Annotated in this window: 12 protein-coding genes; 7 read left to right on the top strand and 5 right to left on the bottom strand. The window is 72.7% G+C overall.

The features are described 5' to 3' along the window. The first annotated feature begins 108 nt into the window (after positions 1 to 108). The 3 genes from ACLQ29_RS13060 (at position 109) to groL (ending at position 3,469) form a co-directional block, all read left to right on the top strand. Positions 109 to 312: a cold-shock protein gene (locus tag ACLQ29_RS13060; RefSeq protein ID WP_425771852.1), complete on the top strand. Its 204-nt coding sequence runs from the start codon at positions 109 to 111 to the stop codon at positions 310 to 312. 95 nt (positions 313 to 407) lie between these two features. Continuing rightward, the gene (locus tag ACLQ29_RS13065) at positions 408 to 1,574 is read left to right on the top strand and encodes a hypothetical protein (protein ID WP_425771853.1); all 1,167 of its coding nucleotides are present in this window, start codon (positions 408 to 410) and stop codon (positions 1,572 to 1,574) included. A gap of 272 nt (positions 1,575 to 1,846) precedes the next feature. Beyond that, on the top strand, positions 1,847 to 3,469 hold the full coding sequence (gene groL / locus ACLQ29_RS13070) for a chaperonin GroEL (RefSeq protein WP_030490078.1): 1,623 nt from the start codon (positions 1,847 to 1,849) through the stop codon (positions 3,467 to 3,469). Between the two features lie 56 nt (positions 3,470 to 3,525). Here groL and ACLQ29_RS13075 read toward each other — a convergent pair whose 3' ends face one another. The 3 genes from ACLQ29_RS13075 to ACLQ29_RS13085 form a co-directional block, all read right to left on the bottom strand. Further along, a complete protein-coding gene (locus ACLQ29_RS13075; RefSeq protein ID WP_393369724.1) occupies positions 3,526 to 3,774 on the bottom strand; it encodes a hypothetical protein in 249 nt (82 codons plus the stop codon). A gap of 78 nt (positions 3,775 to 3,852) precedes the next feature. Continuing rightward, positions 3,853 to 4,791 carry a GNAT family N-acetyltransferase gene (locus tag ACLQ29_RS13080; protein ID WP_425771854.1) on the bottom strand — a complete coding sequence of 313 codons (939 nt, stop codon included), beginning with the start codon at positions 4,789 to 4,791 and terminating at the stop codon, positions 3,853 to 3,855. A gap of 40 nt (positions 4,792 to 4,831) precedes the next feature. Continuing rightward, entirely contained in the window at positions 4,832 to 7,366 is a 2,535-nt protein-coding gene (locus ACLQ29_RS13085) for a S8 family serine peptidase (protein ID WP_425771855.1), read from the bottom strand. Positions 7,367 to 7,433: 67 nt separating this feature from the next. Here ACLQ29_RS13085 and ACLQ29_RS13090 point away from each other — a divergent pair, with 67 nt between their 5' ends. The 3 genes from ACLQ29_RS13090 to ACLQ29_RS13100 all read left to right on the top strand — a co-directional run bounded on the left by ACLQ29_RS13090 (position 7,434) and on the right by ACLQ29_RS13100 (position 10,033). Continuing rightward, the gene (locus ACLQ29_RS13090; RefSeq protein WP_425771856.1) at positions 7,434 to 7,586 is read left to right on the top strand and encodes a hypothetical protein; all 153 of its coding nucleotides are present in this window, start codon (positions 7,434 to 7,436) and stop codon (positions 7,584 to 7,586) included. A gap of 7 nt (positions 7,587 to 7,593) precedes the next feature. After that, a complete protein-coding gene (locus ACLQ29_RS13095) occupies positions 7,594 to 9,411 on the top strand; it encodes a glycerol-3-phosphate dehydrogenase/oxidase (protein ID WP_425772039.1) in 1,818 nt (605 codons plus the stop codon). Positions 9,412 to 9,499: 88 nt separating this feature from the next. After that, positions 9,500 to 10,033 (top strand): hypothetical protein, encoded by a 534-nt coding sequence (locus ACLQ29_RS13100; RefSeq protein ID WP_425771857.1) that lies wholly within the window; start codon positions 9,500 to 9,502, stop codon positions 10,031 to 10,033. A 12-nt stretch (positions 10,034 to 10,045) separates the two neighbouring features. On the opposite strand, the gene ACLQ29_RS13105 is transcribed toward ACLQ29_RS13100, so the two are convergent. After that, positions 10,046 to 11,446, bottom strand: a complete 1,401-nt coding sequence (locus ACLQ29_RS13105) for an FAD-binding oxidoreductase (RefSeq protein ID WP_425771858.1) — start codon at positions 11,444 to 11,446, stop codon at positions 10,046 to 10,048. Between the two features lie 68 nt (positions 11,447 to 11,514). Between ACLQ29_RS13105 and ACLQ29_RS13110 the strand changes: the two genes are divergently transcribed. Beyond that, entirely contained in the window at positions 11,515 to 11,805 is a 291-nt protein-coding gene (locus tag ACLQ29_RS13110; RefSeq protein WP_425771859.1) for a DUF4031 domain-containing protein, read from the top strand. Here the strand turns inward: ACLQ29_RS13110 and ACLQ29_RS13115 are convergent. Further along, on the bottom strand, positions 11,771 to 12,433 hold the full coding sequence (locus ACLQ29_RS13115) for an HD domain-containing protein (protein ID WP_425771860.1): 663 nt from the start codon (positions 12,431 to 12,433) through the stop codon (positions 11,771 to 11,773). The genes ACLQ29_RS13110 and ACLQ29_RS13115 overlap by 35 nt on opposite strands. Positions 12,434 to 12,532: the final 99 nt, after the last annotated feature.

Below are 12,532 nucleotides of genomic sequence, written 5' to 3' on the forward strand. Positions count from 1 at the left end.
ACCTTTTTCCAATGGTCGCCATCGATCGCTGAGGGTGGTGGCCGGTGGGCGTCCGGCCGTGCCGTGCGCCAGGTCAGGCAACACCGCGCATAGTGAGGGAAGTGCACCGTGGCACAGGGCTCCGTGAAGTGGTTCAACGCCGAAAAGGGCTATGGATTCATTGCCGTCGACGGCGGTCCGGACGTGTTCGTTCACTTCTCCGCGATCGAGATGGACGGCTACAAGGCGCTGGACGACGGCCAGCGGGTGGAGTTCGAGATCGCCCAGGGTCAGAAGGGCCCGCAGGCCGAGCACGTACGCGTCATCGCCTGAGCTTTCCTCCTTGATCGGCTCCGCGCGTCGGGGCTGCGACACGGGCGCACAACCGGGAAGATCGTGGCCGTTCCAGCCAATGCTGAGGAGCGTTCATGACTGACCAGTGGCCCCCGCCCACCCCACCCTCCGGGCCGGGGGAGCCGGGTCCGTCCGATCCGACCGTGCCGTCCGATCCGACCGTGCCGTACGGCAGTTCCGGCGTGACTCCGGAGACGCCATCCGAGCTGCGGCCGGGCGTACCTCCGGTCGGCCCGCCGCCCGGCTGGGATCCGGCGCAGGGCGCCTGGGGTGCGCCGCCGCCGGGTTGGACGTTCCCGCCCACCGGCGGCTACCCGCCCGGGTCGGGTCCCTACGGTGCAGTGCCGTGGTATCCGGGGTCGCCGGTTGGCTGGTACCCGCCGGATTACGGATTCGATCCGAACGACCCCCTGGTCACTCCCCGTGGCGCCGGTCTGGCCGGCTGGTTCAACAGGTGTCTGGGAGCGTTGCGCCGTAGCTGGCGGCAGTTGGTGCCCATCATGCTGCTCACCCAGGTGTTGCCGGCGGCCGTGCTCTCGGTGCTCGCCCTGGGCCTCGACCCGACGGCGAGATGGGAAGCCGAGGTCGGATCGGACCCGACTCCCGTGCTGCCGGACACGTTCGCCGTCGATCTGGCGGGTCTTCTCGCCGTGGCGATCGGTGGCAGCCTGTTGGTCGGGCTGGTGCAGGCCATCGGGTGGGCCGCCGGCAGTTGGGTGATCACGCAGCAGGCGTCCGGTCAGCCGGGCAACCTGGAATCGGCGCTGCGGTACGGCCTCCGTCGGGCACTCGGGCTCTGGGGCTGGACCCTGTTGACCAGCTTGATCGCCGGCATCGGTTTCTGTTGCTGCGTGCTGCCGGGCATCTATCTGACGTTCGCCCTGAGCATGGCCGGCCCGGTCTATCTCTTCGAACGCCGCGACCCCATCGGCCGGTCGTTCCGGATGTTCCACGACCGACTCGGCCTCCTGCTCGGTCGGGTGGCTCTGGTGGCCCTGGCGGTCATCGTCGTCAACGTGGTCACCGGCGCCCTGGAGGGGGCGGGCACCCCCCTGTTCGGCACGGATCCCCTCACGTCCCCGGGTACGGCCGTCGGGGTGGTGGCGGTGATCGGGGTCACCGCCGTGCTGGCCCTGCCCGCCCACCTCGCCCAGATGGTCGGTCTGCTGATGACGTACGCCGAGCAGCGAGCCCATGAGGCGCCGGTGAACACCGTTGGACTGGCCGCGGAACTCGGCTGAGCGGCGGCATCGTGCTTGCACTCGGCAGGGGAGAGTGCTAAACAAGTCATTGGCACTCGCATACCGTGAGTGCCAATGGTCGGGACGGTGGGGCCAGGTTGCACCGGCGTGGAGACGCCGGGGCGACACATGGCCGGTCGTCGCGGGCTATCCGGCCCGGCCGAAGGACGTCGTCGTCGCCAGGTGGCGACGTCCCAAGGTGCGTACACCAGGCGGCCCATCCGGGGCACACATCTCGGGTGGCCCGTGAGTGTCCAGGAGGACAACGCCGTATGGCCAAGATGATCGCGTTCGACGAAGAGGCGCGCCGCGGCCTCGAGCGGGGCATGAACCAGCTCGCCGACGCCGTAAAGGTGACCCTCGGCCCCAAGGGCCGCAACGTCGTGCTCGAGAAGAAGTGGGGTGCCCCCACCATCACCAACGATGGTGTGAGCATCGCCAAGGAGATCGAGCTCGAGGACCCGTACGAGAAGATCGGCGCTGAGCTGGTCAAGGAGGTCGCCAAGAAGACCGACGACGTTGCCGGTGACGGCACGACGACGGCGACCGTCCTGGCCCAGGCCCTGGTTCGCGAGGGCCTGCGTAACGTGGCCGCCGGCGCCAACCCGATGGCCCTGAAGCGGGGCATCGAGGCCGCGGTCGCGAGCGTCTCGGAGGAGCTGTCCAAGCTCGCCAAGGACGTCGAGACCAAGGAGCAGATCGCCTCCACCGCCTCCATCTCCGCTGGCGACAGCACCGTCGGCGAGATCATCGCCGAGGCGATGGACAAGGTCGGCAAGGAAGGCGTCATCACCGTCGAGGAGAGCAACACCTTCGGGCTGGAGCTGGAGCTCACCGAGGGTATGCGCTTCGACAAGGGCTACATCTCGGCCTACTTCATGACCGACCCGGAGCGTATGGAGGCCGTCTTCGACGACCCGTACATCCTGATCGCCAACAGCAAGATCTCGTCGGTGAAGGACCTGCTCCCGATCCTGGAGAAGGTCATGCAGTCGGGCAAGCCGCTGCTGATCATCGCCGAGGACCTGGAGGGCGAGGCCCTCGCCACCCTGGTGGTCAACAAGGTCCGTGGCACCTTCAAGTCGGTCGCCGTCAAGGCGCCGGGCTTCGGTGACCGCCGCAAGGCCATGCTGACCGACATCGCCATCCTCGCCGGTGGCCAGGTCATCAGCGAGGAGGTCGGCCTCAAGCTCGACGCCGCCAGCCTCGACATGCTGGGCCGCGCCCGCAAGGTCGTGGTGACCAAGGACGAGACCACGATCGTCGACGGTGCCGGTGACGCCGAGCAGATCCAGGGCCGGGTCAACCAGATCCGGGCCGAGATCGACAAGAGCGACTCCGACTACGACCGGGAGAAGCTGCAGGAGCGGCTGGCCAAGCTGGCCGGCGGCGTTGCGGTCATCAAGGTCGGCGCGGCCACCGAGGTCGAGCTCAAGGAGCGCAAGCACCGCATCGAGGACGCCGTTCGCAACGCGAAGGCCGCCGTCGAGGAGGGCATCGTCCCGGGTGGTGGCGTCGCGCTGGTGCAGGCCGGCAAGACCGCCTTCGACAAGCTCGACCTGGTCGGCGACGAGGCCACCGGTGCGAACATCGTCAAGGTGGCGCTGGACGCCCCGCTGCGGCAGATCGCCGTCAACGCCGGCCTCGAGGGCGGCGTCGTGGTGGAGAAGGTTCGTAACCTCGAAGCGGGTCACGGCCTCAACGCCGCCAACGGCGAGTACGTCGACCTGCTGGCCGCGGGCATCATCGACCCGGCCAAGGTGACGCGCTCGGCGCTGCAGAACGCCGCTTCCATCGCGGCGCTCTTCCTCACCACCGAGGCCGTTGTCGCGGACAAGCCGGAGAAGACCCCGGCTGCCCCGGCTGGCCCGGGTGGCGGGGACATGGACTTCTGAGTCCAGTTCCGACACCGAACGGGGCGGGCCGCTGACGCGGTCCGCCCCGTTCGTCGTCAGGTCGGTAGTGGGCGCTGGTTGCGCCGCTTCTGCGCCCGGCTGTACGGCGGAAGCAGTTGGATCGGCGCGTCCACCATCTCCCGTGGCTCCTCGACGACCGCCGACTCGTCGTCGGTGGTCATCTCGGCCAGTTGCTCGGCGTCGCCGTAGTCGAGCCTGTCGAACGGCAGTTGGCCGGGGAGTTCGCCGATCGGTTTCCAGGTGATCGGCGGGCCGTCCTCGGTCTGGTCGTCATCCGTGGTCATGGCTGCCTCCTCTACCAAAACGGTAGGGGGCGTCGATGGCCGACGCGGGCGAATGACTCAATACACTTTTTGCCCTGGTTACGCCGGCGGCAGGGTCCGCCGGTAGAGGAAGAAGACCCGCTCGATCCGGGCACCCGCGCTGCCGGAGTAGAACGGCACCGGCCCCACCCAGCCGATCTCCGCCCGGGTCAGCCCCGCCGCCCGCTGGTCGGCCAGGCAGCGCCGCAACAGGACACCACCGATGCCCGACCCCTCGGCGGCCGGCGCGGTGCCCATCGGCCCGAACCAACTCGGCCGGGACGACCCGTACGCGGCGAAGCCGAGCACCTCCCCGCCCCGCTCCGCGAGGTGACAACCGGCGCCGTCCCGCCCCACCGATCCGGCCAGCTCGCCGTCCCAGGTGCCACCGAAGGTGGACCGAGCGAACGCGGTCAACGCCGGCAGGTCCGCCGGCTCCGCCCGGCGTACGGTGACGCCCTGATCGGCCAGCCGCCGCTCGGCAGCCTCGGTGGACCGCAGTGCCGGCGACCCGTCGTACGACAGGTCGGCGGTCATGTTCCAGGCGGTCCGGTCCTGCTGATAGCCCAGCGCGAGGGCCGCGCAGACCGCCGGGGTGTAGCGGACGTCGATGCCCGGCCACGCGTAGTACGGCGGGTTCCCGGCCAGCAGCACCTCCGTCGCGCCACGATCGGCCAGCACCCGCTCGGCCTGCCGCAGCAGCGCCCGGCCGACGCCCCGGCGGCGGTGCTCCGGAAGGACCGCGACCAGGTCCACGTGCCCGGTACCCGGCTCGGTCGACGACACCGAGCAGAGCAGCACCCCGACCAGGTCCGCACCCCGGTACGCGCCCAGCCCCACCAGCGGCCGGTCGGCGGCGGCGGCCCGGGGCCAGAGGACGTCCACGATTCCGGCCGCCTCGGCGGCGTCCTCGGGCAGGTCGAGGGCCCGCTCGCAGAGCCGCGCCACGGTGGTGGCCAGGTCGGGGGTCAGTTCGGTGACGGTGATCTCGGCGTCCATGGTCGCCGACCCTAGATCACCGGGCGCCGGTCCGCGTACCTCACCGCCGGGCGGCCTGAACGGCCGCGTAGGCATCGACCTGGCCCGAGCCGGTGACGTTCGACGGGCCACCGCAGGCGTCGGAGGGACTGTCGGAGCGGTAGGTGGGCGTCGCCTCCGTCGCGGTGTCCCGCAGGATCTGCCGGGTGCGGTCCACGTCGCCGACGAGCGCCGGGTTCGCCGACCACATCAGCGCGACCACCCCCGCCACCTGCGGGGTCGCCATCGAGGTGCCGTCCAGCGCCGCGTACGTGCCGCCCGGCATCGCCGACACCACACCCACGCCCGGGGCCAACACGTCCGGCTTACCCGCAACTCCTGGCACCGGACCGCGCGACGAGAACTCCGCGACCCGGCGTTGGTCGTCCACCGCGCCCACCGTCAGCACGTCCGCGTACGGCGCCGGCGGGTCGTCGATCGACGCGCACCACGGCCCGGTGTTGCCGGCGGCGGCGACCACGAAGATCCCGGCGGCGTCCAGCGCGGCGGTGGCCGGGCGCAGCACACCCCTGTCGCAGCCCTCGATCGGCGGGCAGCCCCACGAGTTGGTGAGCACCTGCGGGGCACGCTCCGGACGACCGTCGGTGAACGGGTCGCCCCCGGCCGGGAAGGGCGCCAGCATGAACTGGAGACAGTCCAGGTAGTGCGCGGGGCTACCTAGGTTGCGGTCCAGGTTGACGCAGCCCACCCACTGCGCGTCCGGTGCCACCCCGATGCCGTCCCGCCCGACCGCGCTGCCCACCGTGTGGGTGCCGTGCCCGCCCTGGTCGGTCGGGCTCCGGGTGCCGTCCCACGGGTCGTACCAGGAGTCGTCGCCGCCACGGAAACCGGCGCGCAGGGCCGGATGGGTGCCGTCCACACCCGAGTCGGAGCTGCCGACCACGATGCCGGTGCCGGTCACCCCGAGCTGGGACCACACCCGGTCGGCGCCGATCTGGAGGATGTTCCACTCCGGGCCGGTGGGCTTTGGCGCGCTGCCCCGGTTCTGCCCGGCCGGGGCCGGCAGCGGGCGCAGGCGCTGACTGACAAGCACCCGGGCCACCTCCGGCCGGCGGGCGAGCCAGGCCCGCACCGCCGGGCCGCCGTCCACCTCGACCGCGTTGACCAGGTAGTACGACACCGGGTCGAGTCGCAGTCGGTTCAGCCCCCGCAGCAGGTCGGCCTGGCTTTGCTCGGCGGTCGTCACCAGCCGCCGGTAGACCTCCGCCGCGCGGGCGTCCCGCCCGGCCCGACCCGGCTGCCCGGCCGGCAGTCCGGTCAGGTCGGCCTGTGCGCGCAGCACCACGAACAGCCGCTCGCCGTACAGGCCGGGCTGGCCGGGGCCCAGGTCGACCACGCCGAACGCCACCAGCAGCACCACGGCCGCCACCGCCGCGACCCGACGGCTCGGGGTGCGTGCCGTCGGCCGGGCGAGCAGCACCGCGTACCCGATGGCGACCAGGACCGCGACGGCGAGCCCGACACCGGCGGCGGCCGCCACCCAGAACGGGACGTCGCGGGTGCCGACCAGCAGCAGAGTGATCTCCTCCGGGTCGGTGAAGGCCAGCGGGCCGAGCACGGCCAGGCCCACCAGCCAGCCGGTCGCCGATCGGCCGGCGCGCGCGGCGTCGGCGGGATCGGCGGTGGGCCGCCACGTCGCGGCCCAGAGCGCGGCCAGGGCGAAACCCGCAGGTGGCAGGGTCAGCAGCGCGGGCAACTGCGCGCCGGACTGGCCGGCGCCGGCCGCGAGCAGCAGCAGCGCCACCCCGGCGACCAGGCCGCCGACCAACACCAGCCGAGCCGGCCGGGGCGGTCGGCCGACCGCGAACCGGGACCAGAAGATGGGGTCGAGCAGGGTCGCGGCCAGCACCCCGAGCGCGGCCGTCGCCAGCAGCGCGAGCGCCGTCTCCAACAGGCCACCGAGCGCACCCAACCAGGCCCACGGCAGCAGCAGGGCCAACCCGGCGGCGACCGCGAGCAGCGGCACCGCGCCGAGCCGCCGTGACCGCCCGACCGGCTCCGCGTTCCCGGTGGCCTCGTGCCGCCTTGGGTCGCGGTCTCCGGTCGCTTCGGGCCGGGTGGCGTCGCCGTCGTCGGTGGGTGCCGGGCCGCCGACAGCGCCGGCCGCTGCGGGGTACGCCCACCGGCGCGCCGACCAGCGCACGGCGAGCGCGCCGAGCAATGCGACACCGGCCAGCGTGGCGAGGTACGCCTCGTGGTGCACCGGCGGCACGACCCGCAGCACTGTGAGCACCCCGAGGACGAGTGCGGCGGTCAGCCAGAGCCGCCCGGTGGCCCGGACCGTGGTGGATCGGGGCAGCATGGCCAGCAGCAGGGCGGGTGTGCCCACCAGCACGACGGGGGCCAGGCCGAGCACCGGCCAGAGCCAGCCGACCCGGTCCCGCCCGAAGCCCAGCAGCAACTGATCGGTCAGCCAGCCACCGGTCTGGGTGGCCACGGTGACCGCGACCGTCCAACAGCCGACGAACACGGCCGCGACCACCGGCCACGGGGAACTGCGGTCGCTGACTCCGGGGTACGCGGGGTGACCGTGCATCCGAGAACCTTACGACCACGATGAACGGTTCCCGCTCCGCGTCGACGTGCCGTGCGGTGATCAAGTGATGAGAAATAGGTCTGGAGCGCCGCTGACACCTACTTTTCATCACCTGATCGAGGAGTGGGAGCGGCGGCTGGAACTGATCATCGAACCGGGCGACGGCCGGGCGGCGAATGTCGACACGGTGGCATGGCGGTTACGGTGGACGGGTGCGTGACCCCAATATCTCCCGATCCGTCGCCGGTCAGCTCTCGCCGGTCCGCCGTGCGTCCGACCTGCGGCGGCTGCGCGCCGAGCGCTTCGACGTGCTGGTCATCGGTGGCGGGGTGACCGGTGCGGGGGCCGCCCTGGACGCGGCGTCCCGGGGCCTGAAGGTGGCGCTGGTCGAGGCGCGTGACCTTGCCGCCGGCACCTCCAGCCGGTCCAGCAAACTCATCCACGGTGGCCTGCGCTATCTGGAGCAGTTGGAGTTCCACCTGGTCCACGAGGCGCTCACCGAGCGCGGCCTGCTGGCCACCCGGCTCGCGCCGCACCTGGTGCGCCCGGTGCCGATCATGGTGCCGCTGCCGGCCGGGCGGGGCCTGCGGGACCTGCCGGCCCGGATCCTCCGCCGCTCGTACTACGGCGCGGGGGTGGCCGCCTACGACGCCTTCGCCGGGATCTTCGGCGGTGGCCGCGGCATGCCCCTGCACCGGCACCTGACCCGGGAGGGCGCCCGGCGGATCTTCCCGAGTCTGCGGCCCGACGCGCTCGCCGGGGCGATCCGCTACTACGACGGGCAGGTCGACGACGCCCGGTTGGTGGTCACGCTGGCCCGTACCGCGGCCAGCCTCGGCGCCACGGTGGTGAGCAGCGCGCGCGCCGTCGGGCTGATCCGGCAGGCGCGTGAGGTGACCGGCGTACGCGTGCGCGACCTGGAGGCGCCGCAGGGCTCACCGGACGCGGAGTTCGAGGTGCACGCCCGTACCGTCATCGCCGCCACCGGGGTGTGGAGCGACGACATGTCGCGGATGCTCAACGACGTGGGCCTGCGGCCCGGCGTCCGGGTGCGTGCCTCCAAGGGGGTACACCTGGTGGTGCCCCGCTCGGCGATCACCGGCGAGACGGGGCTCATCCTGCGGACGGCGAAGTCGGTGCTCTTCGTCATCCCGTGGGGCGGGCACTGGATCATCGGCACGACGGACACCGACTGGCGGCTGGACCGGTCCCACCCGGCCGCCTCGGCCCGCGACATCGACTACCTGCTGGAGCAGGTCAACACGGTGCTGGACCGGCCGTTGACCACGGACGACATCGAGGGGGTGTACGCCGGGCTGCGCCCGTTGCTGGCCGGCGAGGCCGACTCGACCTCGAAGCTCTCCCGTGAGCACGCGGTCTTCGAGCCGATGCTCGGGCTGCTGCTGGTGGCCGGTGGCAAGTACACGACGTACCGGGTGATGGCGTCCGACGTGGTCGACCGGGCCGCCCGCCGGCTCGGCGGCACCCGCCCGTCGCGTACGGCCGATCTGCCGTTGCTCGGTGCGGATGGTTACCCGGCGATGTGGCGGGACCGGGCCGACCTGGCCCGCCGGCACGGTGTGCCGGTGGGCGTGGTGGAGCATCTGCTGGAGCGGTACGGCACCCTCACCCTGGACCTGTTGGCGCTCATCGACGCCGATCCGCTGCTCGCGTCTCCACTGGCCGGTGCGCCGGAATACCTGACGGCGGAGGTCGCCTACGCGGCGCGGGCCGAGGGTGCGCTGCACCTGGAGGACGTGCTGACCCGGCGGACCCGGATCTCGTTCGAGACCAGCCACCGGGGGTTGGAGTCGGCGGAGCACACCGCCGAGTTGATGGGCGCGGTGCTCGGCTGGGACGCGGCGACTCGGGCCCGGGAGGTCGAGCACTACCGCGCCCGGGTGGAGGCGGAGCGGCAGTCGCAGTTGATGCCGGACGACGCGGCGGCGGACGCGGCCCGGCTCGGCGCTCCGGACGTCAGGGGTTTTGCGGCCGACCGGGGTGGCGGCGATGATCAGGCCGAGCTGCGGCCGACCGCTAGGTGACGAATTGTAACGTTACCGATGGGTAACCATCGATACCGGCCCGGATGGTGGTTTCGAACGCTACCTACGGTGGGGTAGGTTTCCGCGCGTGCTTCTCCGCGCGCACCCTCGTCTCCTTCTACCGGTCCTCGCCGCCGTCGTGGTTGGTGCCCTGACCGGGTGCTCGCTGTTCGACCGGGGGCCGCGCGGGAATCCGGCGGCCCAACCGTCCGCCTCGGCGGGTGGCGGCGCGCAGTTGGAGATCCCCACCACGGTCGCCGTCGGCCAGGTCAGCCTGATTCAGCGGCTCGGCGAGGACGGCCCACTGCGCACCCTGAGCGTCGAACGCGGCGGCGCGTGGCAGTGCCTCGACTGCGCCGGTGACGGGGTCACCTCCCGGGGCACCCTCGCCCCGGAGCTGACCGAACGGCTCCAGGTGCTGCTGGCCAACCCGGCACTCGCCGACGAGACCGATCAGGCCCGGAGATACCGCAGCACCTGCATCGACGCGCTCACGTCCAGCCTGCTCACCTCGACCGGGCTGATCACCTCACAGGACTGCCCGGGTGAGGAGCGCACGCCGGTCGCCGGGGAAATCCTGCTGCTGCTCACCCAGGCGACCCCGGCCGAGGTCAAGGGCTGACGCCACACCAGCTCAGAGCACCTTGCCGGGGTTGAGCAGACCAGCCGGGTCCAGCGCCGACTTGATTGCCTCGTGCACCCGGACGCCGACCGGCCCGATCTCCCGGGCCAGCCAGTCCCGCTTGAGCAGCCCCACCCCGTGCTCGCCGGTGCAGGTGCCGCCCAGGTCCAGACCGAGGCGCATGATCTCGTCGAAGGCCCGCCGGCCCCGCTCCACGCTCACCGGGTCGGCCCGGTCGACCACGATGTTCGGGTGCATGTTGCCGTCCCCGGCGTGCCCCACCACACCGATCGGCACCTCGCACTCCACGGCGATCCGGGCCACCCCGTCCAGCAGCGCGGCGAGCGAGCCGCGCGGCACCGCCACGTCGTCGATCACCAGACCGCCGTTGCCGCCCGGGTAGGCGTCGGCCGCGAACTTCTCCATCGCCGGGTGGGCCAGCCGCCGGGCCTGCAACAGCGCCGCGGCCTCCACCGCGTCGGTGGCCGCGTACACCTCGTCGGCGCCGGCCGCCGCGCACACCTCGGCCAGGTCGGCCAGGTCGTCGGCGGCCCGGCTGCCGGTGTCCGCGGCGGCCAGCAGCAGGGCCTGCGCGTCGGTCCGCAGCCCCATCGGCTGGTACGCCTCGATCGCCCGCAGGTGGGTCTGGTCCAGCAGTTCCAGCAGGCTGGGGGTGAGCCCACGGGCCGCGATCTCGGCCACCGCCGAGCCGGCAGCCGCGGTGGACCCGAAGACCGCCACCAGGGTCAACGACTCGGCCGGGGCGGGCCGCAGCGCCACGGTCACCTCGGTGATCACCCCGAGGGTGCCCTCCGAGCCGACGAAGAGCCGGGTCAGGTCGTAGCCGGCCACCCCCTTGGCCGTCCGCCGGCCGGTGCGCAGCACCTCACCCGAGGCGAGCACCACCTCGAGGCCGAGCACGTACTCGGTGGTCACCCCGTACTTCACGCAGCACATGCCGCCCGCGTTCGTGGCCACGTTGCCGCCGATCGTGGACGACTCCCAGGAGCCGGGGTCGGGTGGGTACCAGAGCCCCTGCTTGGCCACCGCTCCGGCGAGCGCCGCGTTGACCACTCCCGGCTGGACCACCGCGATCCGACTCACCGGGTCGATCTCCCGGATCTCGTCCATCGCGACGGTGCTCAGCACCACCGCGCCGTCCACCGCGTTCGCCGCGCCGGCCAGCCCGGTCCGCGCGCCCTGCGGCACCACGGGTACGCCGTGTCGCGCCGCCGCCCGGACCACCGCGACCACCTGTTCGGTGCTACGCGGACGGGTCACCACGAGCGGGGTGCCGGCCGCGCACAGGTCCGCCTCGTCCCGCTCGTGCATGCGCAGCAGGTCCGGGTCGGTGAGCACGGCGTCGGCGCCGAGCGCGGCGCGGAGATCGTCCAGGAGCGTGGTGGGGGCCATGAAACCGAGGCTAGGTCGCCGGCAGCCGATCATCAACGTGATCAACTACGCGGGATAGCTTGGACGTCATGCTCTATCTGGACCGGCCGGCCTGGCCGTGGCGCGGGCGGCTCTGGTCACACCTGATCAGCGACGTCTCGTACGCCGAGCTGCACGCCTTCGCCGAGGCGCTCGGCGCGCCCCGGCGCGGCTTCGACCGGGACCACTACGACATCCCCGCCGACCGGTTCGCGGCGGCGGTGTGGCTCGGCGCCCAGGTGGTGCCGAGCCGGGAGCTGGTCCGGTTGCTCCGCGCCGCCGACCTGCGCCGCCCGAAGCACCTGGTCAGCCCGCGCCCGTCGGCGCCACCGCAGCGGTGAGCGTGGCCAGCTCGCGGCGCACGTTGCCCCGGGCCGGCTCCTCCCAGCGGGCCGCCAGCGGCGGCAGCCGGAACAGCGCGGGCAGCGCCAGCAGGCCGCCCAGCACCGCCGCCCGTCCAGCCCGGAAGGCCGGCTCCGGCACGTGCGCGTACTCCCGTCGGATGGCCGTCGCGTACCTGTCGTAGGCCGCCGGGGGCGCGGCCAGCACGGCGAGGTCCGCGTCGCAGAGCAGCGCGCCGTCCCGGTCGTCCGGATCCACCACGTGCCCGGCGGTGAGCAGCACCAGCCGGCGTACCTCGGCCGCCGTGGGCACCGGCACCCCGAGCCCGCTGAGCACGCTCTCGGCCAGCGCGGCGCTGTCCTGTTCGTTGGCGTCACCCGTGGCCCGCGGGTCGTAGACCGCGTCGTGCCACCAGGCCGCCAGCCGGACCAGGTCGGGTCGGTCGGCCAGCTCGGCGTGCGTGTCCACCACGTCGAGCACAGCCGTCAGGTGAGCGACCGTGTGGTACTGCCGGTGCGGCTCTTGCCACCTCTCGAGCAGCCGTTCCCCGGCTCGGGTCCACCCCGCACCCGGTTTCGCACCAGCACCCCGGGCTGCCGCCCGCCACCGCTCCAGCAGATCGGCCACGGGCCGAGTCTGCCGTATCCGGGCACGGCGCGCGACGCGGAAGGATTCAGCCGGCCTGTCCCGGGTAGTCGCGCCCATGGCCGTGGCCCGGGACAAGCG

It is taken from the genome of Micromonospora sp. DT228 (assembly GCF_049841595.1).
Lineage (GTDB): Bacteria > Actinomycetota > Actinomycetes > Mycobacteriales > Micromonosporaceae > Micromonospora.